At 56.2% G+C, this 22,453-nt stretch carries 25 protein-coding genes; 20 read left to right on the top strand and 5 right to left on the bottom strand.

All coding sequences use genetic code 11. The annotated features are described in order from the left end of the window. The first annotated feature begins 33 nt into the window (after positions 1-33). Both fabB and O1721_RS19655 read left to right on the top strand, forming a co-directional pair. Positions 34-1,251 (top strand): beta-ketoacyl-ACP synthase I, encoded by a 1,218-nt coding sequence (fabB, locus tag O1721_RS19660; protein WP_017383449.1) that lies wholly within the window; start codon positions 34-36, stop codon positions 1,249-1,251. A gap of 67 nt (positions 1,252-1,318) precedes the next feature. Next, positions 1,319-2,497 (top strand): MFS transporter, encoded by a 1,179-nt coding sequence (locus tag O1721_RS19655; RefSeq protein ID WP_032648974.1) that lies wholly within the window; start codon positions 1,319-1,321, stop codon positions 2,495-2,497. Between the two features lie 86 nt (positions 2,498-2,583). Here O1721_RS19655 and flk read toward each other — a convergent pair whose 3' ends face one another. Continuing rightward, the gene (flk, locus tag O1721_RS19650; RefSeq protein WP_032648972.1) at positions 2,584-3,588 is read right to left on the bottom strand and encodes a flagella biosynthesis regulator Flk; all 1,005 of its coding nucleotides are present in this window, start codon (positions 3,586-3,588) and stop codon (positions 2,584-2,586) included. A gap of 111 nt (positions 3,589-3,699) precedes the next feature. On the opposite strand from flk, the gene pdxB reads away from it, so the two are divergent. The 15 genes from pdxB to hisP all read left to right on the top strand — a co-directional run bounded on the left by pdxB (position 3,700) and on the right by hisP (position 17,770). Continuing rightward, a complete protein-coding gene (gene pdxB / locus O1721_RS19645) occupies positions 3,700-4,836 on the top strand; it encodes a 4-phosphoerythronate dehydrogenase PdxB (RefSeq protein ID WP_017692991.1) in 1,137 nt (378 codons plus the stop codon). A 66-nt stretch (positions 4,837-4,902) separates the two neighbouring features. Next, on the top strand, positions 4,903-5,916 hold the full coding sequence (locus O1721_RS19640; protein WP_032648970.1) for an aspartate-semialdehyde dehydrogenase: 1,014 nt from the start codon (positions 4,903-4,905) through the stop codon (positions 5,914-5,916). Further along, on the top strand, positions 5,916-6,728 hold the full coding sequence (truA, locus tag O1721_RS19635) for a tRNA pseudouridine(38-40) synthase TruA (RefSeq protein WP_032648968.1): 813 nt from the start codon (positions 5,916-5,918) through the stop codon (positions 6,726-6,728). Before O1721_RS19640 ends, truA begins: the two co-directional genes overlap by 1 nt. 28 nt (positions 6,729-6,756) lie before the next feature. Then, complete coding sequence (locus tag O1721_RS19630; protein WP_003861406.1) at positions 6,757-7,416, top strand: DedA family protein; 660 nt, start codon at positions 6,757-6,759, stop codon at positions 7,414-7,416. A 154-nt stretch (positions 7,417-7,570) separates the two neighbouring features. Further along, positions 7,571-8,476: an acetyl-CoA carboxylase, carboxyltransferase subunit beta gene (gene accD, locus O1721_RS19625; protein WP_014884667.1), complete on the top strand. Its 906-nt coding sequence runs from the start codon at positions 7,571-7,573 to the stop codon at positions 8,474-8,476. A gap of 70 nt (positions 8,477-8,546) precedes the next feature. Then, positions 8,547-9,815, top strand: a complete 1,269-nt coding sequence (gene folC, locus O1721_RS19620) for a bifunctional tetrahydrofolate synthase/dihydrofolate synthase (protein ID WP_032648966.1) — start codon at positions 8,547-8,549, stop codon at positions 9,813-9,815. Further along, positions 9,805-10,500 (top strand): cell division protein DedD, encoded by a 696-nt coding sequence (gene dedD / locus O1721_RS19615; RefSeq protein WP_017383444.1) that lies wholly within the window; start codon positions 9,805-9,807, stop codon positions 10,498-10,500. Before folC ends, dedD begins: the two co-directional genes overlap by 11 nt. Before the next feature lie 221 nt (positions 10,501-10,721). After that, a complete protein-coding gene (gene cvpA / locus O1721_RS19610; RefSeq protein WP_000262116.1) occupies positions 10,722-11,210 on the top strand; it encodes a colicin V production protein in 489 nt (162 codons plus the stop codon). A 33-nt stretch (positions 11,211-11,243) separates the two neighbouring features. Beyond that, on the top strand, positions 11,244-12,761 hold the full coding sequence (purF, locus tag O1721_RS19605; protein ID WP_006811407.1) for an amidophosphoribosyltransferase: 1,518 nt from the start codon (positions 11,244-11,246) through the stop codon (positions 12,759-12,761). A gap of 89 nt (positions 12,762-12,850) precedes the next feature. Further along, positions 12,851-13,420, top strand: coding sequence for a UbiX family flavin prenyltransferase (locus O1721_RS19600; protein ID WP_015572254.1), 570 nt, complete (start codon positions 12,851-12,853; stop codon positions 13,418-13,420). A 290-nt stretch (positions 13,421-13,710) separates the two neighbouring features. Continuing rightward, on the top strand, positions 13,711-14,493 hold the full coding sequence (argT, locus tag O1721_RS19595) for a lysine/arginine/ornithine ABC transporter substrate-binding protein ArgT (protein ID WP_015572255.1): 783 nt from the start codon (positions 13,711-13,713) through the stop codon (positions 14,491-14,493). A 226-nt stretch (positions 14,494-14,719) separates the two neighbouring features. Continuing rightward, complete coding sequence (hisJ, locus tag O1721_RS19590) at positions 14,720-15,502, top strand: histidine ABC transporter substrate-binding protein HisJ (protein ID WP_003861421.1); 783 nt, start codon at positions 14,720-14,722, stop codon at positions 15,500-15,502. Positions 15,503-15,590: 88 nt separating this feature from the next. Then, positions 15,591-16,277: a histidine ABC transporter permease HisQ gene (locus O1721_RS19585; RefSeq protein ID WP_015572256.1), complete on the top strand. Its 687-nt coding sequence runs from the start codon at positions 15,591-15,593 to the stop codon at positions 16,275-16,277. Next, positions 16,274-16,987 (top strand): ABC transporter permease, encoded by a 714-nt coding sequence (locus O1721_RS19580; protein WP_003861424.1) that lies wholly within the window; start codon positions 16,274-16,276, stop codon positions 16,985-16,987. The genes O1721_RS19585 and O1721_RS19580 overlap by 4 nt, the downstream gene beginning before the upstream one ends. Before the next feature lie 9 nt (positions 16,988-16,996). Next, on the top strand, positions 16,997-17,770 hold the full coding sequence (hisP, locus tag O1721_RS19575; RefSeq protein ID WP_003861426.1) for a histidine ABC transporter ATP-binding protein HisP: 774 nt from the start codon (positions 16,997-16,999) through the stop codon (positions 17,768-17,770). A 140-nt stretch (positions 17,771-17,910) separates the two neighbouring features. On the opposite strand, the gene O1721_RS19570 is transcribed toward hisP, so the two are convergent. The 4 genes from O1721_RS19570 to yfcG all read right to left on the bottom strand — a co-directional run bounded on the left by O1721_RS19570 (position 17,911) and on the right by yfcG (position 20,436). After that, a complete protein-coding gene (locus tag O1721_RS19570) occupies positions 17,911-18,411 on the bottom strand; it encodes a GNAT family N-acetyltransferase (RefSeq protein WP_017383443.1) in 501 nt (166 codons plus the stop codon). Between the two features lie 44 nt (positions 18,412-18,455). Next, positions 18,456-19,349 carry a TIGR01777 family oxidoreductase gene (locus tag O1721_RS19565; protein ID WP_032648963.1) on the bottom strand — a complete coding sequence of 298 codons (894 nt, stop codon included), beginning with the start codon at positions 19,347-19,349 and terminating at the stop codon, positions 18,456-18,458. A gap of 13 nt (positions 19,350-19,362) precedes the next feature. Then, positions 19,363-19,731, bottom strand: a complete 369-nt coding sequence (gene folX, locus O1721_RS19560; RefSeq protein WP_003861432.1) for a dihydroneopterin triphosphate 2'-epimerase — start codon at positions 19,729-19,731, stop codon at positions 19,363-19,365. A gap of 75 nt (positions 19,732-19,806) precedes the next feature. Beyond that, positions 19,807-20,436, bottom strand: a complete 630-nt coding sequence (gene yfcG, locus O1721_RS19555; protein WP_003861434.1) for a GSH-dependent disulfide bond oxidoreductase — start codon at positions 20,434-20,436, stop codon at positions 19,807-19,809. Between the two features lie 140 nt (positions 20,437-20,576). Between yfcG and yfcF the strand changes: the two genes are divergently transcribed. From yfcF to yfcD, 3 genes are read left to right on the top strand one after another with little or no spacing between them, the layout of a single operon-like run. Continuing rightward, positions 20,577-21,221: a glutathione transferase gene (gene yfcF, locus O1721_RS19550; protein WP_017692996.1), complete on the top strand. Its 645-nt coding sequence runs from the start codon at positions 20,577-20,579 to the stop codon at positions 21,219-21,221. Positions 21,222-21,277: 56 nt separating this feature from the next. Then, entirely contained in the window at positions 21,278-21,829 is a 552-nt protein-coding gene (gene yfcE, locus O1721_RS19545; protein WP_003861437.1) for a phosphodiesterase, read from the top strand. Between the two features lie 55 nt (positions 21,830-21,884). Continuing rightward, positions 21,885-22,451, top strand: coding sequence for an NUDIX hydrolase YfcD (gene yfcD, locus O1721_RS19540; RefSeq protein WP_006811396.1), 567 nt, complete (start codon positions 21,885-21,887; stop codon positions 22,449-22,451). Positions 22,452-22,453 lie beyond the last annotated feature (2 nt).

Below are 22,453 nucleotides of genomic sequence, written 5' to 3'. Positions count from 1 at the left end.
AACTTTTTATAGTGCGACTTACAGAGGTATTGAATGAAACGTGCAGTGATTACTGGCCTGGGCATCGTTTCCAGCATCGGTAATAACCAGCAGGAAGTCCTGGCATCTCTGCGTGAAGGACGCTCCGGGATCACTTTCTCTGAAGAGTTTAAAGATTCTGGAATGCGTAGCCACGTATGGGGTAACGTTAAACTGGACACCACCGGTTTAATTGACCGTAAAGTGGTTCGTTTCATGAACGATGCCTCTATCTACGCCTATCTTTCCATGCAGGAAGCGATCAAGGATTCTGGTCTGAGCGAAGACGCTTACCAGAACAACCCACGCGTGGGCCTGATTGCAGGCTCCGGCGGTTCCTCTAAAGCTCAGGTGTTCGGTGCTGACGCCATGCGCAGCCCGCGCGGCCTGAAAGCGGTCGGTCCATATGTTGTGACCAAAGCCATGGGGTCAGCGGTTTCCGCGTGCCTGGCAACGCCGTTCAAAATCCACGGTGTGAACTACTCCATCAGCTCTGCATGTGCGACCTCCGCACACTGTATCGGTAATGCGGTTGAGCAGATCCAGCTGGGCAAACAGGACATCGTATTTGCTGGCGGCGGCGAAGAGCTGGGCTGGGAAATGGCCTGTGAGTTCGACGCGATGGGCGCACTGTCCACCAAATACAACGAAACGCCAGACAAAGCGTCCCGTACTTATGACGCACACCGCGACGGTTTTGTTATCGCTGGCGGCGGCGGTATGGTTGTGGTTGAAGAGCTGGAACACGCGCTGGCGCGTGGCGCGCACATCTATGCTGAGATCGTGGGCTACGGCGCAACGTCTGACGGCGCTGACATGGTTGCTCCATCTGGTGAAGGCGCGGTGCGCTGCATGAAGATGGCGATGCACGGTGTTGATACTCCAATCGACTACCTGAACTCCCACGGCACCTCAACGCCGGTAGGCGACGTGAAAGAGCTGGGTGCGATCCGTGAAGTGTTCGGCGACAACAGCCCGGCTATCTCTGCAACCAAAGCCATGACCGGTCACTCTCTGGGAGCGGCGGGCGTGCAGGAAGCGATCTACTCTCTGCTGATGCTGGAAAACGGTTTTATCGCGCCAAGCATCAACATCGAAGAGATGGACGAGCAGGCGGCTGGCCTGAACATCGTGACCGAAACCACCGAACGTGAGCTGACGACCGTTATGTCCAACAGCTTCGGTTTCGGCGGCACCAACGCCACGCTGGTGATGCGTAAGCTGAAAGCGTAAGCGTTTGAAGGTATAGTAGAAGGGAGCCGCGCGGCTCCCTTTTTTATGCCTGAACACGGAGTTATGCATGAAGGCTGTTACCCCTGAGAAGAGCGCTCCTTCCGGGAACCTTTCCCTTTTCCGCATCGCCTTTGCGGTGTTTCTGACCTATATGACCGTTGGCCTGCCGCTGCCGGTGATCCCCTTGTTCGTTCACCAGGAGCTGGGCTATGGCAACACCATGGTCGGTATTGCGGTGGGCATTCAGTTTTTAGCGACGGTATTAACCCGGGGCTACGCCGGTCGCCTGGCGGATCAGCACGGCGCAAAACGCTCGGCGTTGCAGGGCATGTTTGCCTGCGGGCTGGCGGGGGGAGCCTGGCTGCTGGCGGCGCTGTTGCCGATAGATGCAGCGTATAAATTCGCGCTGCTGGTGGCAGGGCGTCTGATCCTCGGCTTTGGCGAAAGCCAGCTGCTGACCGGCACCCTTACCTGGGGAATGGGGCTGGTGGGGCCTGCGCGTTCCGGAAAAGTGATGTCCTGGAACGGGATGGCGATTTACGGCGCGCTGGCGGCAGGCGCACCGCTGGGGCTGCTGATCCACAGCCAGTTTGGTTTTGCGGCGCTGGCAGGCACCACCATGGTATTGCCGCTGCTGGCGTGGGCGTTTAACGGTTCGGTGCGTAAGGTGCCCGCCCATAAAGGCGAGCGTCCTTCGCTGTGGAGCGTGGTGGGGCAAATCTGGCAGCCGGGGCTTGGGCTGGCGCTTCAGGGGGTGGGCTTCGCGGTTATTGGTACCTTTGTCTCCCTCTATTTCATGAGCCGCGGCTGGGCGATGGCGGGCTTTACGCTGACGGCCTTTGGCGGCGCGTTTGTATTGATGCGCGTGCTGTTTGGCTGGATGCCGGATCGCTTTGGCGGCGTGAAGGTGGCCGTGGCGTCACTTGTCATTGAGACCGTGGGTCTGGTACTGCTCTGGCAGGCGCCCTCTGCATCCGTTGCGCTGCTGGGTGCGGCGTTAACCGGCTGCGGCTGCTCGCTGATCTTCCCGGCGCTGGGCGTTGAAGTGGTGAAGCGCGTGGCTCCGCAGGTGCGCGGCACGGCGCTGGGCGGCTATGCGGCGTTTCAGGATCTCTCATACGGGGTCACCGGGCCGCTGGCGGGGCTGCTTGCAACGTCGTTTGGCTATCCTTCCGTCTTCCTGGCCGGTGCGGTGTCAGCGGTGGTGGGAATTGTGGTGACGCTGGTGGCGTTTCGCAGGCCGTAGTTTTTGCCCGGTGGCGGCTTCTCCTTACCGGGCCTACAACCGCGCGAACCGTAGGCCGGGTAAGGCGTAGCCGCCACCCGGCAGTTTTAAGCAACCAGCCAGAAAATCGCCAGCGCAATCACCAACGCGATAAACATCAATCCCGGACGGGAAGAAAGCGTTTTGAACGTATCAACTACGGGGGCAAACAGCGGGCTGTAGATCGGCTGAATGTTTCTTACCTCCGGCACGCCGCCTTCCCGCTCGGCGCGGCGAATGAAGATCTGATTGAGCACATCCTGCACCTGCGCGGTGGTCAGCACCGTTTGCGGCGTAGCCTGCCAGCTCTGCTGAGCGTAATCCCGAATCATATCGAACTCGTGCGGTTCCAGCGGTTGTTTCAGCGCCGCCTGTACGCTGTGCAGGGTCGGGGCGCTCTGGGTGCTGAGCGTCTGACGCGCCTGGAGCCAGGTGACCAGATGGGTAAACTGTTTTGCCGGGATCATCTCGCCCGCTTTCACACCGGAAAGTTCCAGCATGGATTGCCAGATAAGCTTTGTGGGTTCGCCGGTAGCGGCAGCCAGCTTAGTGACCATCTGCTTAAGCGTATTATGCTCCGCAGGCTGCAATGGCCGTTCTGTAGACGGGCGCTGTTGCGGCTGCGGGATAGAAAGCTGATTGCTTTGCAGCAGGGTCAACACGGTTTTCAGCTGTTCTTGCGAAAGCTGGCTCAGGGCGGTATGACCGTACTGTTGACGGATAAAATCACTCACCGCCTGGCGATTATTCCCCTGGCCCAATAGCTCGGTCAGCTGCGAGATAATCTGGCGGGTAGTATGTTGCTGCTGTGCGCTTGTAAGACGCTGGTTCAGGTTTTGTTCGGCGGCAGGGAAATGGCGCGACTGTAGCGGCGCATCGTTTCTGACGCCCAAATCGTGCTTAACGCCGGCCCATACCTCTGCGTTTTGCTGTGAGGTTAACGCAATAAGACGCGTAATCAGACGCTCCAGTACGGTGCGTTGCTGCGTGGAGAGCGGTTGTTCGCCTGGCGTGTTGGGCGTTACGGGGCCTTCACCCGGAGGGCGCGGAGGCGTACCTGAAATGGGCTGCATCGTCAAAAATCCTTAAAGTCAAACTCTGCGTAACCGGGCGGAGATATATGCCCGGCGGCGAGATTATGGCACACTTGGCAGGTTTACTTCCTCTCAAACAGGTACTCAGACGTGAAAATCCTCGTTGATGAAAATATGCCTTACGCCCGTGAGCTGTTCAGCCGCCTGGGTGAGGTTAAGGCTGTCCCTGGTCGCCCGATTCCGGTCAGCGAACTGGACGATGCAGACGCCCTGATGGTGCGCTCGGTGACCAAAGTAAATGAGGCACTGCTCACCGGCAAAGGGGTTAAATTTGTCGGGACGGCAACGGCCGGGACCGATCATGTGGATGACCAGTGGCTTAAGCAGGCGGGGATTGGTTTTTCCGCGGCGCCAGGCTGTAACGCCATTGCCGTCGTGGAATATGTTTTCTCCTCACTATTGATGCTGGCCGAGCGCGATGGTTTTGCGCTGAAAGACCGCACCGTCGGGATTGTGGGGGTGGGCAACGTGGGCGGACGTCTGCAAAAGCGTCTGGAAGCCTGGGGTATCCGCACCCTGCTGTGCGATCCGCCGCGTAAGGATAACGGCGATGAAGGCGACTTCCGCACGCTGGATGAGCTGGTCGACGAGTGCGACGTCATTACCTTCCATACGCCGCTCTTTAAAGAGGGGCCGTACAAGACTCTGCACCTGGCCGACGAAAAGCTGATCCGCCGTCTGAAGGCTGGCACTATTCTGATAAATGCCTGCCGGGGACCGGTGGTGGATAACGCGGCGCTGCTGGCATGTCTCGACGAAGGACAAGAGCTTAGCGTCGTGCTGGACGTCTGGGAACCAGAGCCGGATCTCAACGTCGCCTTGCTGAATAAGGTGGACGTGGGTACCGCGCATATTGCGGGTTATACCCTTGAAGGCAAAGCGCGTGGCACAACCCAGGTGTTTGAGGCTTACAGCGCCTTTATCGGCCATCCGCAGCAGGTGGCGCTGGATACGCTGCTGCCCGCCCCGGAATTCGGCCGCATTACCCTTCATGGCCCGCTGGATGAGGCAACGCTGAAAAGACTGGTGCATTTGGTGTATGATGTGCGCCGCGATGACGCGCTGCTGCGTAAAGTGGCGGGTATTCCGGGTGAATTTGACAAGCTGCGCAAAAATTACCTTGAGCGCCGCGAGTGGTCTTCCCTGTATGTCATGTGCGATGACGCGTCAGCGGCGGGGCTGCTGCATAAACTGGGATTTAACGCCGTTCACCACCCGGCACGTTAATGTCTTCTTAATGCTCCCTGTCGGATGCTCCGGCAGGGACGCTTTTTATTTCTGGAGTAAACCACCATGTCTGAAGGCTGGAACATTGCCATTTTGGGTGCCACTGGCGCCGTGGGCGAAGCCCTGCTTGAAACCCTTGCTGAGCGTCAGTTCCCGGTGGGTGAGATTTACGCACTGGCGCGTACCGACAGCGCAGGAGAACATCTGCGTTTCGGCGGCAAATCCGTGATGGTGCAGGACGCCGCCGCGTTTGACTGGACGCAGGCTCAGCTGGCGTTTTTTGCCGCAGGTGCGGAAGCCACGGCGTCTTACATTGAAGAAGCGACAAATTCAGGCTGTCTGGTGATCGACCTGAGTGGCCTGTTCTCCCTGGAGCCGGATGTGCCGCTGGTGGTGCCGGACGTCAACCCGTTTGTGCTGGCTGACTACCGCAACCGCAACATCATTGCAGTACCGAACAGTCTCACCAGCCAGTTGCTGACCGCGCTGAAGCCGCTGATCGACGACGGTGGCCTGTCGCGTATTTCCGTGACCAGCCTGCTTTCAGCCTCCGCTAACGGTAAAAAAGCCGTAGAAGCACTGGCAGGGCAGAGCGCGAAGCTGCTGAACGGTATCCCGATCGACGAAGATGATTTCTTTGGCCGCCAGCTGGCGTTCAACATGCTGCCGCTGCTGCCGGATCGTGAAGGTTCGGTGCGGGAAGAGCGTCGTATCGTCGATGAAGCACGCAAAATTTTGCAGGATGACGGGCTGATGATCTCCGCGAATGTCGTGCAGTCTCCGGTCTTTTACGGCCACGCGCAGATGGTCGGGTTTGAAGCCCTGCGTCCGCTGGCGGCTGAAGAAGCCCGCGACGCGTTTGGCCGCGGAGAGGACATTGTCCTGTCCGAAGAGAGCGAATTCCCGACGCAGGTGGGCGACGCTACCGGCAGTGCGCATCTCTCTGTGGGCTGTGTGCGTAACGATTACGGTATGCCGGAGCAGGTGCAGTTCTGGTCCGTTGCCGACAACGTGCGTTTTGGCGGCGCGCTGATGGCGGTCAAAATCGCGGAAAAACTGGTGCAGGAGTATCTGTACTGATGTCAGATGTGGAACAAAAGCCGGTCCACAGAATTGCCCTCGGCATTGAGTACGATGGCAGTAAATACTATGGCTGGCAGCGGCAGAATGAGGTGCGCAGCGTCCAGGAGAAGCTGGAGAAAGCGCTCTCTCAGGTTGCGAATGAACCGATCAACGTCTTCTGCGCGGGCCGCACCGATGCCGGGGTTCACGGCACGGGGCAGGTGGTGCATTTTGACACCACCGCCGTGCGTAAGGACGCGGCCTGGACGCTGGGTGTAAATGCGAATTTGCCTGGTGACATTGCCGTGCGTTGGGTGAAAGCTGTGCCGGATGATTTTCACGCGCGTTTCAGCGCGACGGCGCGGCGCTACCGTTATGTCATCTATAACCAGCGCCTGCGCCCGGCGGTGTTAAGCCAGGGCGTGACGCATTTTTATGAACCGCTGGATGCAGAACGTATGCAGCGTGCGGCGCAGTGTCTGATTGGAGAGAATGATTTTACGTCGTTTCGTGCGGTGCAGTGTCAGTCCCGTACGCCGTGGCGTAACGTCATGCACATTAACGTCAGTCGTTATGGCGCGTATGTGGTGGTGGATATCAAAGCCAATGCCTTTGTACATCATATGGTGCGGAATATTGTGGGTAGCCTGATGGAAGTGGGCGCCGGACACCAGCCGGAGAGCTGGATTGCAGAACTGCTGGCAGCGAAGGACAGAACGCTTGCGGCAGCAACGGCGAAAGCGGAAGGGCTGTATCTGGTTTCGGTGGATTATCCGGACCGGTTCGACCTGCCAAAACCGCCAATGGGCCCGCTGTTTTTAGCGGACTAAACAAAGGTGCAATTAGGGCTTAGACAATATGGACGTAATACGTTTTCTGATTGATTTCATCCTGCATATTGATGTTCACCTGGCGGAGCTGGTCGCGCAGTACGGCGTCTGGGTGTACGCCATTCTGTTCCTCATTCTGTTCTGTGAAACCGGCCTTGTGGTTACGCCGTTCCTGCCGGGAGATTCACTGCTGTTCGTGGCGGGCGCGTTATCCGCACTGCCAACGAATGACCTGAATGTCCATCTGATGGTGGTCCTGATGATCATCGCCGCGATTGTTGGTGATGCGGTCAACTACACCATCGGGCGGGTATTTGGCGAGCGGTTGTTCAGTAATCCGGACTCGAAGATTTTCCGCCGCAGTTATTTAGATAAGACCCATGCGTTCTATGAGCGCCATGGCGGTAAGACCATTATCCTTGCCCGTTTTGTGCCTATTGTGCGTACATTTGCACCGTTTGTGGCGGGAATGGGTCACATGTCCTATCGTCATTTTGCAATGTATAACGTGGTGGGCGCACTGCTGTGGGTACTGCTGTTTACCTATGCGGGCTACCTGTTTGGCGATCTGCCTGTGGTTCAGGAAAATCTTAAGTTACTGATAGTAGCGATTATTGTGCTTTCCGTGCTGCCGGGTGTGATCGAAATCATTCGTCACAAACGCGCGGCGGCAAAACAAGCGAAGTAAATGCACGCTGGCGGTTCGACCACTTTTTTATCCAAAGTTTCGGGCTGTTATGTTTTAATGTGCAACATTCATGGTCTGTTGGAGGCAAAAATGGCATTATTCGCCTCTTACAGCAAAACTGGCATACGACCAGGTTCAGGCAGAAAGGTTATCAATGAGCTGGATTGAACGAATTAAAAGCAACATTACCCCAACGCGTAAAGCGAGCATTCCTGAAGGGGTATGGACGAAGTGTGATAGCTGCGGCCAGGTTCTGTATCGCGCAGAGCTGGAACGCAATCTTGAGGTGTGTCCGAAGTGTGACCACCATATGCGTATGTCGGCGCGTAACCGCCTGCATAGCCTGCTGGACGAAGGTTCTCTGGTAGAACTGGGCAGCGAACTGGAGCCGAAAGATGTGCTTAAGTTCCGCGACTCCAAAAAATACAAAGATCGCCTGGCCTCTGCACAGAAAGAGACCGGCGAGAAAGACGCGCTGATCGTTATGAAAGGCACCCTGCACGAGATGCCGGTGGTTGCCGCCGCGTTTGAGTTCTCCTTTATGGGCGGCTCAATGGGCTCTGTGGTTGGCGCGCGCTTCGTGCGTGCCGTTGAGCAGGCGCTGGAAGACAACTGCCCGCTGATCTGCTTCTCCGCCTCCGGTGGCGCACGTATGCAGGAAGCGCTGATGTCCCTGATGCAGATGGCGAAAACCTCTGCGGCGCTGGCGAAAATGCAGGAGCGCGGTCTGCCGTACATCTCGGTACTAACCGATCCAACCATGGGCGGCGTTTCTGCAAGCTTCGCGATGCTGGGCGACCTGAACATCGCTGAGCCAAAAGCGCTGATCGGCTTTGCGGGTCCTCGCGTTATCGAGCAGACCGTACGTGAGAAACTGCCGCCGGGCTTCCAGCGCAGTGAGTTCCTCATTGAGAAGGGCGCCATCGACATGATCGTCCGCCGTCCGGAAATGCGCCTGAAACTGGCAAGCGTCCTGGCGAAGCTGATGAATCTGCCGGCGCCGAACCCGGACGAGCCGCGCGAAGGCGTGGTGGTACCGGATCAGGAACCCGAGGCCTGATAACTGAAAAGGGCAGGGCCGAATGGCGCTGCCCTTTTGCTTTCTAAACCGTTAATGACAACCGGGCATCATGGAAAATAAAAGCATTCCTCAAGCCACGTCGCCCCTGGCCGCGTGGCTTTCTTATCTGGAAAACCTGCACAGTAAAACTATCGACATGGGCCTTGAGCGCGTAAGCCAGGTTGCCGCGCGTCTTGACGTGTTGAAACCCGCGCCTTTCGTATTTACCGTGGCCGGCACTAACGGTAAAGGCACCACCTGCCGCACGCTGGAATCTGTCCTGATGGCGGCGGGGTACAAGGTTGGCGTTTACAGCTCGCCGCATCTGGTGCGCTATACCGAGCGCGTGCGCGTGCAAAACACCGAGCTGGCGGAATCCGCCCATACGGCGTCGTTTGCCGCTATCGAAGCTGCGCGCGGCGAAACCTCATTAACCTATTTCGAATACGGCACCCTGTCGGCGCTGTGGCTGTTTAAGCAGGCGCAGCTGGACGTGGTGATCCTGGAAGTGGGGTTGGGCGGGCGTCTGGATGCCACCAATATGGTGGATGCGGATGTCGCCGTCGTCACCAGCATCGCGCTGGATCACACCGACTGGCTGGGCCCGGACCGCGAGAGCATTGGCCGTGAGAAGGCCGGTATTTTCCGGGCCAATAAGCCTGCCGTGGTAGGCGAACCGGACATGCCGCACACCATTGCTGAGGTAGCGAAAGAGAAGGGCGCTCGTCTGCTGCGTCGCGGCGTGGACTGGCAGTATGAGGTGCAGGACAAAGGCTGGCGCTTCAGCGATGCGCAGGGCGTGCTGGAGAATCTGCCGCTGCCGCAGGTGCCGCAGCCTAACGCGGCGACTGCGCTGGCAGCCCTGCGCGCCAGCGGATTAGCGGTAAGTGAGCAGGCGATCCGCGACGGCATTCAGAACGCACTGTTACCGGGACGTTTTCAGATTGTGAGTGAGTCACCGCGTCTGATTCTGGATGTTGCACATAACCCGCATGCGGCGGCGTACCTCGCAGGACGTCTCAAATCGTTACCAAAAATCGGGCGCGTGCTGGCGGTTATCGGTATGCTTCATGATAAAGATATCGGCGGGACGCTGGCCTGCATGGAGAGTGTGGTCGATAGCTGGTATTGTGCTCCTCTGGAAGGGCCGCGCGGCGCGACTGCTGAGCAGTTGATGGAACATCTCGGCAAAGGCGAAATCTACAGCAGTGTGGTTTCGGCCTGGCGTGCCGCGATGGCGGAGGCTAAACCAGAAGATACCGTGCTGGTGTGTGGGTCATTCCACACGGTGGCACATGTCATGGAAGTGATGGACGCGGGGAGAACCGGTGGCGAGTAAGTTTCAGAACCGTTTAACAGGAACCATTGTGCTGGTCGCGCTCGGGGTGATTATTCTCCCGGGACTGCTCGACGGGCAAAAAAAGCATTACCAGGATGAATTTGCGGCCATTCCGCTGGTACCCAAACCGGGCGATCGCGACGAGCCCGATATGCTGCCAGCGGCAACGCAGGCGCTGCCTGCCCAGCCGCCAGAAGGTGCAGCGGAAGAGGTGCGCGCAGGTGATGCAGCCGCGCCGTCTCTTGATCCGTCGCGTCTGGCCGCGAATAACAACGTTGAAATCGATCCTGTACCGGTAGAGCAACCCAAACCGGTTGAAAAACCGAAGCCGGTAGAGAAAACGCAGCCTAAACCGCAGCGTGACAAAGCCGACGAGCAGCTGGCTGCGGCAACGGAAACGCCGCCACCGGCCAAACAGACCCAGCAGGAGGCCGCCCCTACGGGTAAAGCCTATGTCGTTCAGCTCGGTGCGTTGAAAAATGCAGATAAGGTCAATGAGATCGTGAGTAAACTGCGCGGCGCGGGATACCGTGTTTATACTTCACCCACCACGCCAGTACAGGGTAAAATTACCCGTATCCTCGTGGGGCCGGATGCGTCTAAAGATAAGCTCAAAGGTTCGCTTGGCGAGCTGAAGCAAATCTCCGGCCTGAGCGGTGTGGTGATGAACTACAGCGCAAACTGATAGAAATTACCCCCTCACCCTAACCCTCTCCCCAAAGGGGAGAGGGCCGGGGTGAGGGGGAGGCAGACGTTCACAGAAACGTCAACGGTGCGGTGGCGTTGAGCATTTTTTCAGCGCCTTTTTTATTTACGCGTGGGAAGGAAATCCCTACGCAAACGTTTTCTTTTTCTGTTAGAATTCGCCCCGAACTGGATGACAGGGCGTTTAATCGTGGGACACATATGGTCTGGATTGATTACGCCATCATTGCGGTGATTGGTTTTTCCTGTCTGGTTAGCCTGATCCGTGGCTTTGTTCGTGAAGCGTTATCGCTGGTAACCTGGGGTTGTGCTTTCTTTGTTGCCAGTCATTACTACACTTACCTGTCTGTCTGGTTCACGGGCTTTGAAGATGAACTGGTCCGAAACGGAATCGCCATCGCGGTGCTGTTTATCGCGACGCTGATTGTCGGCGCTATCGTCAATTACGTGATAGGTCAGCTGGTCGAGAAAACCGGTCTGTCAGGAACGGACAGGGTACTCGGCATCTGTTTCGGCGCGTTGCGAGGCGTGCTCATTGTGGCCGCGATCCTGTTCTTCCTGGATACCTTTACCGGGTTCTCCAAAAGTGAAGACTGGCAAAAATCGCAGCTCATTCCGGAGTTCAGCTTCATCATCAGATGGTTCTTTGACTATCTGCAAAGCTCGTCGAGTTTCTTGCCCAGGGCATAAACCCTGAGATGTGGCTTAACGAGGAAAAGACGAATGTGCGGTATTGTCGGTATCGCCGGTTTCATGCCGGTAAACCAGTCGATTTATGACGCGTTAACGGTGCTTCAGCACCGTGGGCAGGATGCTGCGGGTATCATCACCATTGATGCAAACAACTGCTTCCGTTTACGCAAGGCGAATGGCCTGGTAAACGATGTGTTTGAAGCCCGCCATATGCAGCGTCTGCAAGGTAATATGGGGATCGGTCACGTTCGTTATCCTACTGCTGGCAGTTCCAGCGCCTCTGAGGCTCAGCCTTTTTACGTTAACTCCCCGTATGGCATCACGCTTGCCCACAATGGCAATCTGACCAATGCCCACGAGCTGCGTAAAAAGCTGTTCGAAGAGAAACGTCGCCACATTAACACCACCTCTGATTCTGAAATCCTGCTCAATATCTTTGCCAGCGAACTGGATAACTTCCGCCATTATCCGCTGGAAGCAGACAACATTTTTGCCGCCGTTGCCGCGACTAACCGCCTGATCCGTGGCGCGTACGCTTGCGTGGCGATGATCATCGGTCACGGCATGGTGGCCTTCCGCGATCCAAATGGCATTCGCCCGCTGGTGCTCGGCAAACGTGACCTCGGCGATGGCCGTTCCGAGTACATGGTTGCCTCCGAAAGCGTGGCGCTGGACACTCTGGGCTTCGAATTCCTGCGTGATGTCGCGCCAGGCGAAGCGGTCTACATCACTGAGAAGGGCCAGCTGTTTACCCGTCAGTGCGCCGACAACCCGGTGAGCAACCCGTGCCTGTTCGAATACGTTTACTTCGCGCGTCCGGACTCGTTCATCGACAAGATTTCCGTTTACAGCGCGCGCGTCAACATGGGGACGAAGCTGGGCGAGAAGATTGCCCGCGAGTGGGACGATCTCGACATTGATGTCGTGATCCCAATCCCTGAAACCTCCTGTGATATCGCGCTGGAAATTGCCCGTATTCTGGACAAGCCGTACCGTCAGGGCTTCGTAAAAAACCGCTACGTGGGCCGCACCTTTATCATGCCGGGCCAGCAGCTGCGTCGTAAGTCCGTACGTCGTAAGCTGAACGCTAACCGTGCCGAGTTCCGCGACAAGAACGTGCTGCTGGTGGACGACTCCATTGTGCGCGGCACGACGTCTGAGCAGATCATCGAGATGGCGCGTGAGGCCGGGGCGAAGAAAGTGTATCTCGCCTCCGCAGCGCCGGAAATTCGCTTCCCGAACGTGTATGGCATTGATATGCCAACCGCTAATGAGCTGATTGCTCACGGTCGTGAAGTAGACGAAATTCGGCAGATCATCGGTGCCGACGGCCTGATTTTCCAGGATCTGAACGATTTGATCGACGCGGTGCGCGCCGAGAACCCGGATATTCAGCAGTTCGAATGCTCGGTATTCAATGGGATCTACGTAACGAAAGACGTTGACCAGCAGTATCTCGACTATCTGGATTCGCTGCGTAACGACGATGCGAAAGCCGTCCAGCTGCAAAACGATCTCGAAAGCTTAGAGATGCACAACGAAGGTTGATGCGTATGCAGGTGAGGGCGCTCGCCCTCACTTGCAACTCCCCGTAAAATCCTGCACAGTCTGCCCTGAAATCAGCAAGGGCGAAAATCATGAAACGACTCATTGTAGGGATCAGCGGTGCCAGCGGCGCGATTTATGGCGTCCGGCTTTTACAGGTGCTGCGTGACGTTGCAGGCGTAGAAACCCATCTGGTGATGAGCCAGGCGGCGCGTCAGACCCTCTCTCTTGAAACCGATCTCTCTCTGCGCGACGTTCAGGCCCTGGCTGACGTTGTCCACGATGCCCGCGATATCGCCGCCAGCATCTCTTCGGGCTCGTTTAAAACGGCCGGCATGGTTATTTTGCCCTGTTCGATTAAAACCCTTTCCGGCATTGTAAACAGCTATACCGACACGCTGGTGACGCGTGCAGCGGATGTGGTGCTGAAAGAGCGTCGTCCTCTGGTGCTCTGCGTGCGGGAAACGCCGCTGCACCTGGGACATCTGCGTTTAATGACGCAGGCAGCCGAACTGGGGGCCGTGATTATGCCGCCGGTCCCCGCGTTCTATCATCGTCCGCAAACGCTGGACGATGTCATCAACCAGACCGTTAACCGCGTACTGGATCAGTTCGATATCGACCTGCCGGAAGATCTCTTTACCCGCTGGCAGGGGGCGTGAAGCTGTGCACAAACAAGGTGCATGAAAAGACAATTTGCCCTGTTTCAGGGCAAAACTGCAACCGCGATCATATCCTCGACATTTAATCCGCTTTTTCCCTTTTTCTCTTTCCGGTTCGTTCGGCAGACCTGCTATCTTTCACCATTAAGGCAGTATCGCAACGTTTTATTAACATATTTAACGTCGTAGTTTTAACCCGACGACAATGTGGCATAAGACCTGCAAGAACAGCCTGCAACACAACACACAACATAAACCATAATAAAATCACGGTTCTTGAGGGTAAATGTATGAAGAAGACGGTTCTGGCTCTGTCTTTGCTCGTGGGCTTGAGTGCAGCAGCAAGTAGCTATGCAGCGCTTCCACAGACAGTTCGTATCGGTACAGACGCAACTTACGCGCCATTCTCCTCCAAGGATGCGAAAGGCGACTTCGTGGGGTTTGATATCGATCTGGGAAATGAGATGTGCAAACGCATGGAAGTGAAATGCACATGGGTGGGCAGTGACTTTGATGCGCTGATCCCGTCGCTGAAAGCCAAGAAAATTGATGCCATTATCTCTTCTCTTTCCATCACGGAAAAACGTCAGCAGGAGATCGCCTTCTCTGAGAAGCTCTACGCTGCCGACTCACGTCTGATTGCCGCGAAAGGCTCGCCAATCCAGCCGACCATCGACTCGCTGAAAGGCAAACATGTTGGCGTGCTTCAGGGCTCGACCCAGGAAGGTTACGCCAATGCTAACTGGCGCGAGAAGGGCGTCGATGTTGTGGCTTACCAGAACCAGGATCTAATCTACTCTGACCTGGCGGCAGGCCGTCTGGATGCCGCGTTTCAGGATGAAGTCGCCGCGAGCGAAGGCTTCCTGAAACAGCCTGCGGGTAAAGAATACGCCTTTGCCGGCCCGTCGGTAAAAGACAAAAAATACTTTGGCGACGGTACCGGTATTGGCCTGCGTAAGGATGATACCGAGCTGAAAGCCGCCTTCGACAAAGCGTTTAATGAGCTGCGTAAAGACGGTACCTACGACAAACTGGCGAAGAAATACTTCGATTTCAACGTCTACGGTGATTAATGCCTGAATAAGATGCACTGAAGTGGTGCATCTTAACGGGGTTATGTTCCAGTATGGTGCAACACATGCACCATACTGGATCGCTGTGTGCATAGTTAAGCATTTAAAATGCAAAAATTCCCGTTCAAAGGCATTAATCTTTGCCTGAATGAGGGGATTAATGGCACATTAACAACACCCCGTCGTCGTAAAAATCTCGTATTAAGACAGTTTGTTGAGGACAGATATGAAAAAACTGGTGTTGTCACTTTCTCTGGTACTGGCTTTTTCCAGCGCCACCGCGGCATTCGCAGCAATTCCGCAGAAAATTCGTATTGGAACTGACCCAACCTATGCACCTTTCGAATCGAAGAATGCGAAGGGGGAACTGGTCGGTTTTGACATCGATCTGGCTAACGAGCTGTGCAAACGCATTAAAGCGCAATGTACCTACGTTGAAAACCCGCTGGATGCGCTGATCCCGTCCCTGAAAGCGAAGAAAATTGACGTGATCATGTCCTCCCTGTCCATCACAGAAAAACGTCAGCAGGAGATTGCCTTTACGGACAAACTCTACGCGGCAGATTCCCGTCTGGTGGTGGCCAAATCCTCTGACATTCAGCCAACCCTCGAATCTCTGAAAGGCAAACGCGTGGGCGTGTTGCAGGGTACGACGCAGGAAACCTACGGCAACGAGCACTGGGCGCCAAAGGGGATTGAAATTGTCTCTTACCAGGGCCAGGAAAACATCTACGCAGACCTCACGGCAGGCCGCATTGACGCGGCATTCCAGGATGAAGTGGCGGCAAGCGAAGGCTTCCTGAAACAGCCTGTGGGTAAAGATTACAAGTTCGGCGGTCCGTCCATTAAGGACGAAAAACTCTTTGGCGTCGGTACCGGTATGGGCCTGCGTAAAGAAGACAACGAACTGCGTGAAGCCCTGAACAAAGCGTTCGCCGAGATGCGCGCGGACGGCACCTATGACAAGCTGGCTAAAAAGTACTTCGATTTTAACGTTTACGGCGGCTAATCGCCCCGTCTGATAACGTGCGGCCCCTCCCGTTGCGGGAGGGGAAAAGACACGGTTCCACCACTCACGAGACGACAGGGCACGCGGTATGCTGTACGGATTTTCTGGCGTTATTTTACAGGGCGCGCTTGTCACCCTTGAGCTGGCTATCAGCTCCGTGGTGCTGGCGGTGCTGATAGGCCTGGCGGGCGCGGGGGCAAAATTATCCGCCAACAGACCGCTGGCGCTGATATTTGAAGGCTATACCACGCTGATTCGCGGCGTGCCTGACCTGGTGCTGATGCTGCTGATCTTTTACGGCCTGCAAATCGCACTTAACGGCGTGACGGATGCCATCGGCATGGAGCAGATCGATATCGACCCGATGGTGGCCGGTATTATTACCCTTGGTTTTATCTACGGTGCCTATTTCACTGAGACTTTCCGCGGCGCTTACATGGCCGTGCCGAAAGGGCATATTGAAGCGGCAACCGCCTACGGTTTTACCTCCTCACAAACGTTTCGCCGGATCATGTTCCCGGCCATGATGCGCTACGCGCTGCCGGGCATCGGTAACAACTGGCAGGTTATTCTCAAGGCTACGGCGCTGGTCTCCCTGCTGGGTCTAGAAGATGTGGTGAAGGCCACGCAACTGGCAGGTAAAAGCACCTGGGAACCGTTCTATTTTGCGGTGGTTTGCGGCGTGATCTATCTGGTCTTTACGACCGTCTCCAATGGTGTGCTGCTTCTGCTCGAACGTCGCTACTCCGTGGGTGTGAAGAGGGCTGACCTGTGATTGAGATTATTCAGGAGTACTGGAAATCCCTGCTGTGGACGGATGGCTACCGCTTTACTGGCGTGGCCATCACGCTGTGGCTGCTGATCTCCTCGGTGGTAATGGGCGGCATTCTGGCGGTGTTTCTTGCCATTGGCCGCGTGTCGAACAATAAATTTATCCAGTTCCCTATCTGGCTGTTCACCTACGTGTTTCGCGGTACTCCGCTGTACGTGCAACTGCTGGTGTTCTATTCCGGGATGTACACGCTGGAGATCGTGAAAGGCACCGAGATGCTGAACGCGTTCTTCCGCAGCGGTCTGAACTGTACGGTGCTGGCGCTGACCCTCAATACCTGCGCCTATACCACCGAGATCTTCGCCGGGGCCATCCGTTCTGTGCCGCACGGTGAGATCGAGGCGGCGCGCGCGTACGGCTTCTCGTCCGTGAAGCTCTACCGCTGTATTATTCTGCCTTCGGCGCTGCGTATTGCGCTGCCGGCCTACAGCAACGAAGTGATTTTAATGCTGCATTCGACGGCACTGGCGTTTACCGCCACGGTACCTGATCTGTTAAAGATTGCCCGCGATATTAACTCTGCCACCTACCAGCCGTTTACGGCGTTTGGCATTGCGGCAGTGCTCTATTTGATCATTTCTTACGTCCTGATCAGCCTATTCCGTAAGGCTGAAAAACGCTGGTTGCAGCATATAAAACCGTCGACGCACTGAGAATTTATGATGGCTGAGAACAAATTAAACGTAATTGATTTGCACAAGCGCTACGGCGAACATGAAGTGCTGAAAGGGGTGTCGCTGGAGGCTAACGCGGGCGACGTGATCAGTATTATCGGCTCATCAGGTTCGGGTAAAAGTACCTTCCTGCGCTGCATCAACTTCCTCGAAAAGCCGAGCGAAGGATCGATTGTGGTGAGCGGACAGAACATTAATATGGTCCGTGATAAAGACGGCCAGCTTAAAGTGGCGGATAAAAACCAGCTGCGCCTGCTGCGCACACGCCTGACGATGGTGTTCCAGCACTTCAACCTCTGGAGCCACATGACGGTGCTGGAGAACGTGATGGAAGCGCCGGTTCAGGTGCTCGGCTTAAGCAAGCAGGAAGCCCGCGAGCGTGCGGTCAAATACCTGGCGAAAGTGGGTATCGACGAGCGGCAGCAGATCAAATATCCGGTGCACCTGTCAGGGGGGCAGCAGCAGCGTGTTTCCATCGCCCGTGCGCTGGCGATGGAGCCGGAAGTGTTGCTGTTTGACGAACCGACTTCCGCGCTGGATCCTGAACTCGTTGGCGAAGTGCTGCGCATCATGCAAAAGCTGGCGGAAGAGGGCAAAACGATGGTGGTGGTGACGCACGAGATGGGCTTCGCCCGTAACGTTTCTAACCACGTTATCTTCCTGCATCAGGGGAAAATTGAAGAGCAGGGTCATCCGGATGAGGTGCTGGCGAACCCGCAAAGCCCGCGGTTGCAGCAGTTCCTGAAAGGCTCGTTGAAGTAGGTTTGGCCTTTCTCCCTCTCCCCGTGGGAGAGGGCCGGGGTGAGGGCATCAGGCCGCAGAGCCGCCCAATTGCCCGGTGGCGCTTCGCTTACCGGGCCTACAAAACCCGTAGGCCGGGCAAACGCAGTGCCGCCCGGCATTCAACACTCCAGCCGATACACCCAGTCGTCATACCGTACGCCTTTAATCTCGTACGCCTTCTCCAGCACCTGCGTGCGCACAAAACCCGCTTTCTCAAGGACCCGCACCGACCCAACGTTATCTGCCAGCACGTACGCGTTTATCGCCTTCACGCCCGTCTGGTTAAATGCATACTCGCACACCGCGTGCAGCGCCTCGCTGGCAATGCCTTTTCCCTGCGCGGCAGGCACAACCGTGTAGCCAATATCCGCCTCTTCACGGTTCGCCGCACTGATTTGCAGGCCGATATCCCCGAGCGGCGTAACGTCGTTATGCAGACGGATCACAAAGACATGCTCCGCCATCAGGCGCGCGGCAAATACGCGGCGCGTCTCTTTTTCCGGCGTGATAGCGGCCATATAGCGCATGATGGCGGGGTCTTCACGCAGAGAGCGGAAGAACGCCCAGTCAGAAGGTTCGAAAGGGGTGAGGTGAAGCCGGGTTGTGGTAATGGTTGCCATAGTTACGCCATCTCATCCAGACATGGCGTATAACTCTAACATATTCACTGCACCACATCCCCCAGCGCCTCTTCCAGGTCATACCAGCGGAACGTGAACCCGGCCGCTTCCAGCCGTTTTGGCAGCGCGCGTTGCCCGCCCAGCACCAGCACCGAAGACTCACCCATCAACAGACGAATCGCCGTTGCAGGCACGCGCAGCACCGCCGGGCGATGCAGGGCATGCCCCAGGGCGTGAGCAAATTGTTCATTACGTACGGGGTAAGGGGATACCATGTTAAATGGCCCGCGCAGATCGTTATCCAGCAGCCAGAGAATGCCGTTGACCATATCCTCGATATGGATCCACGCCAGATACTGACGACCATTGCCGATGGGCCCGCCAAGCCCCATTTTAAACGGCGGCAGCATTTTACCGAGAATACCACCCTTCGGCGCAAGTACCACGCCGGTGCGCAGCAGGCAGACGCGGGTACGATCGCTTTGCGCCGCGCAGGCGATGCGCTCCCACTGGGCGCAGAGTTTATGGGTAAACTCGTTGTGCGGCGGCTCCTCTTCGGTCACCACCACTTCACCGAGATCGCCATAGTAGCCTGTAGCAGAGCCGGAAATCAGCACCGAAGGCGGCGTCTCGCTGTTGCGAATCAGCTCAACCAGCCTTTCGGTCATGTTCCAGCGGCTGCTGCATAAACGCTGTTTTTGCTCTTCGGTCCAGCGTTTATCGGCGATAGGTTCGCCAGCAAGGTTGATGACGGCGTCAAAGCCGTTCAGATCCTGCCTTTCCGCCAGGCCTTTCCAGATCTCAACGCCGACGCCCAGCACCTGGCGCGCTTTCTCCGGGCTGCGCGTGACCACGGTAATGTCGTGATGCAACGCCTGCAAACGTGGAATGAGATGGCGACCAATCAGGCCCGTACCGCCGGTGAGCAGGATCTTCATACAACCTCCAGGTTTACGCCTGGCGCTGCCAGCTTAACGTCATGGAGACGGAGTCGGCGTAGCGCAGGGCGTGAAGTTTATCGATCTCCACTTCAGCATAAGTGACCCAGTGGTGTTCGCGTGCGATGTCGAGCACATCCTGAGTTAATTTTTCCAGTAGCGCAAAACGGTTGTTCTCAACGTACTGGATGATGCTTTTGGTGATCGTGCGATAGTTCAGCGCGTCATTGATGTCCTCGCTGGCACGCGCCTTGTCTGCCGGGTAGTGGATCACTACATTCACCACGATATCCTGGCGATTCGCGATCTCCTCCTCTTTGATACCAATGAACGTGCGTAAGCGTAAGTTTTTTATACGAATAATAGCGTCATGCTGGGACATTGCAGGTCTTCTCCGTGTCAGTATTTTCACCTCATCATACATGAGGAAAACACCTGCACCCAACGGGGCGCAGGCTCAAATCTGATGGATTTTTTGCATGGCGCGTTCGGTGGCCGGGCGCGTCCGGATGCGCTCAAACCAGTTGTTCACTGCCGGATAAGTGGCCAGATCGATCCGGTGGCGTTCATGGGTGTTAATCCACGGCCAGCAGGCGATATCTGCAATGCTGTAATGCTCACCTCCCAGCCACGGTGATTTTTCCAGCCGACGGTTCAGGACCCCGTACAGGCGCTGGGTTTCGACCTGATATCGCTCAATGGCGTAAGGGATCGTCTGCGGCGCATAGGCGGTAAAGTGGTGATTCTGCCCCAGCATTGGCCCCAGGCCGCTCGACTGCCAGAATAACCATTGCAGCGTGTGATGACGCTCGCGCAACTCACCGCTCAGGAGCTTGCCGGTTTTCTCTGCCAGATAGAGCAAAATCTCTCCAGACTCAAACAGGCTTAACGGTTTGCCGCCGTCAGAAGGCAGGTTATCAATGATGGCCGGAATTTTATTGTTTGGCGATATGGCCAGAAAAACGGGGCGGAACTGGTCGCCTTTACTGATATCCACGCGAATGATCCGGTAGTCCACTTCGGCTTCTTCGAGAAAGAGGGTGATCTTATGGCCATTAGGGGTGGGGGCATAATAGAGATCTATCATTCTCAACTCCTGTCAGTGCGAATAGTGTTGCCATAAAAAATCAGTATAGGTGCTTGTTGTAAATCGTGAGTTTTCATCAAGTGACAGCGAGGCAAAGAGATTATATGTTGAGTGAAAACCGATCAGCCGATGAGGATGTTATGAGCCAGCCTGTAATAACGTTGTGGTCCGATGCGAACTTTTTTTCTCCTTATGTCATGAGCGTTTATGTGGCGCTGGCAGAAAAGGGGCTTACTTTTAGTCTGAAAACCGTCGACCTGGACAGCGGCGAACATCTGAAGCCCCAGTGGCAGGGCTACGCGCTCACTCGCCGAGTCCCTGTGCTGGAGATCGACGGTTTTGAGTTGAGTGAATCCTCGGCGATTGACGAGTATCTTGAGGACCGCTTTGCCCCGCCAGAGTGGGAACGCATCTATCCTCACGATCTGCAAAAGCGCGCCCGCGCCCGCCAGATCCAGGCATGGCTGCGTAGCGACCTGGTGCCGATTCGCACAGAACGCTCTACGGATGTGGTGTTCGCTGGCGTCAAAAAGCCCGCCCTCAGCGAGGAAGGCTTATCCAGCGCCCGGAAGCTGATCGAAACTGCGTCATCGCTGCTGGCGCAGGGTAACCCCAACCTGTTTGGCGAGTGGTGTATTGCCGACACCGATCTGGCGCTGATGCTCAATCGCTTGATCCTCAATGGCGATGACGTCCCACAGCTGCTGGTGGATTACGCCACATTCCAGTGGCAACGCGCGTCGGTACAGCGCTATCTGGCACTCTCTGCTAAGCGCGCGGGCTGATAAGACGGGGCGCTTGAGGTATGATAGGGGCAGTCTGAATTCCTGAGGAGTAACTGATGAAACTGATGTTTGCGTCGGATATTCATGGATCGCTGCCCGCGACCGAACGCGTGCTTTCTCTGTTCGCCCAAAGCGGAGCGCAATGGCTGGTGATCCTGGGCGACGTGTTAAACCACGGCCCACGCAATGCGTTGCCGGAAGGCTACGCTCCCGCGCAGGTGGCGGAAAAACTTAATCATTTTGCCTCGCGCATTATCGCCGTTCGCGGCAACTGTGACAGCGAAGTTGACCAGATGCTGCTGAATTTTCCCATCACCGCTCCCTGGCAACAGGTGTTGATGGAAAACAGCCGTTTGTTCCTGACCCACGGGCACCTGTTCGGCCCGGATAACCTGCCGTCACTCGCCGCTGGCGATGTCCTGGTTTATGGTCATACTCATATTCCGGTGGCGGAAAAACGCGGGGCGTTTTATCACTTTAATCCCGGGTCTGTCAGCATTCCTAAAGGCGGCAATCCGGCAAGCTACGGCATGTATGAAGACGGGACATTAAGCGTTATCGCACTTAATGATCAGCAAGTTATTGCGCAGATAGCGATTAATCCGTAAGTTACACCACAACTGCAAACGCGCCAAAAGAGCGCTTAGACGAGAAGGTTTCCCGATGGTGGAGCAGAATCATTTGGCAAGTACTGAGTGGGTTGACATTGTCAGCGAAGAGAATGAAGTGATCGCGCAGGCCAGCCGCGAACAAATGCGTGCGGAGCGTCTGCGTCACCGCGCGACTTACATCGTTGTTCATGACGGCATGGGCAAGATTCTGGTCCAGCGTCGCACCGACACCAAAGATTTTCTTCCTGGTATGCTGGATGCCACAGCGGGTGGCGTCGTGCAGGCCGATGAAGTATTGCTGGATTCCGCGCGTCGTGAAGCGGAAGAAGAGTTAGGTATCGCTGGCGTGCCGTTTGCCGAGCACGGGCAATTTTATTTCGAAGATGAACATTGTCGCGTCTGGGGCGGGCTGTTCAGCTGCGTTTCCCACGGACCTTTCGCCTTGCAGGAAGAGGAAGTGAGTGAAGTGTGCTGGATGACGCCGGAAGAGATTACTGCGCGTTGCGACGAGTTCACGCCCGATTCCCTTAAAGCACTGGCGCTGTGGATGACCCGCAACGCCAAAAACGAATCCGCTAAACCGGAAAATAAGGCGGAAAAAGAGGAAGAGGCTGAGTAAGC

Source organism: Enterobacter cloacae complex sp. HYC033_NIDB, assembly GCF_056673335.1.
The sequence above is the reverse complement of the archived record's forward strand: the minus strand, read 5'-3'. Positions and strand labels throughout refer to the sequence as shown.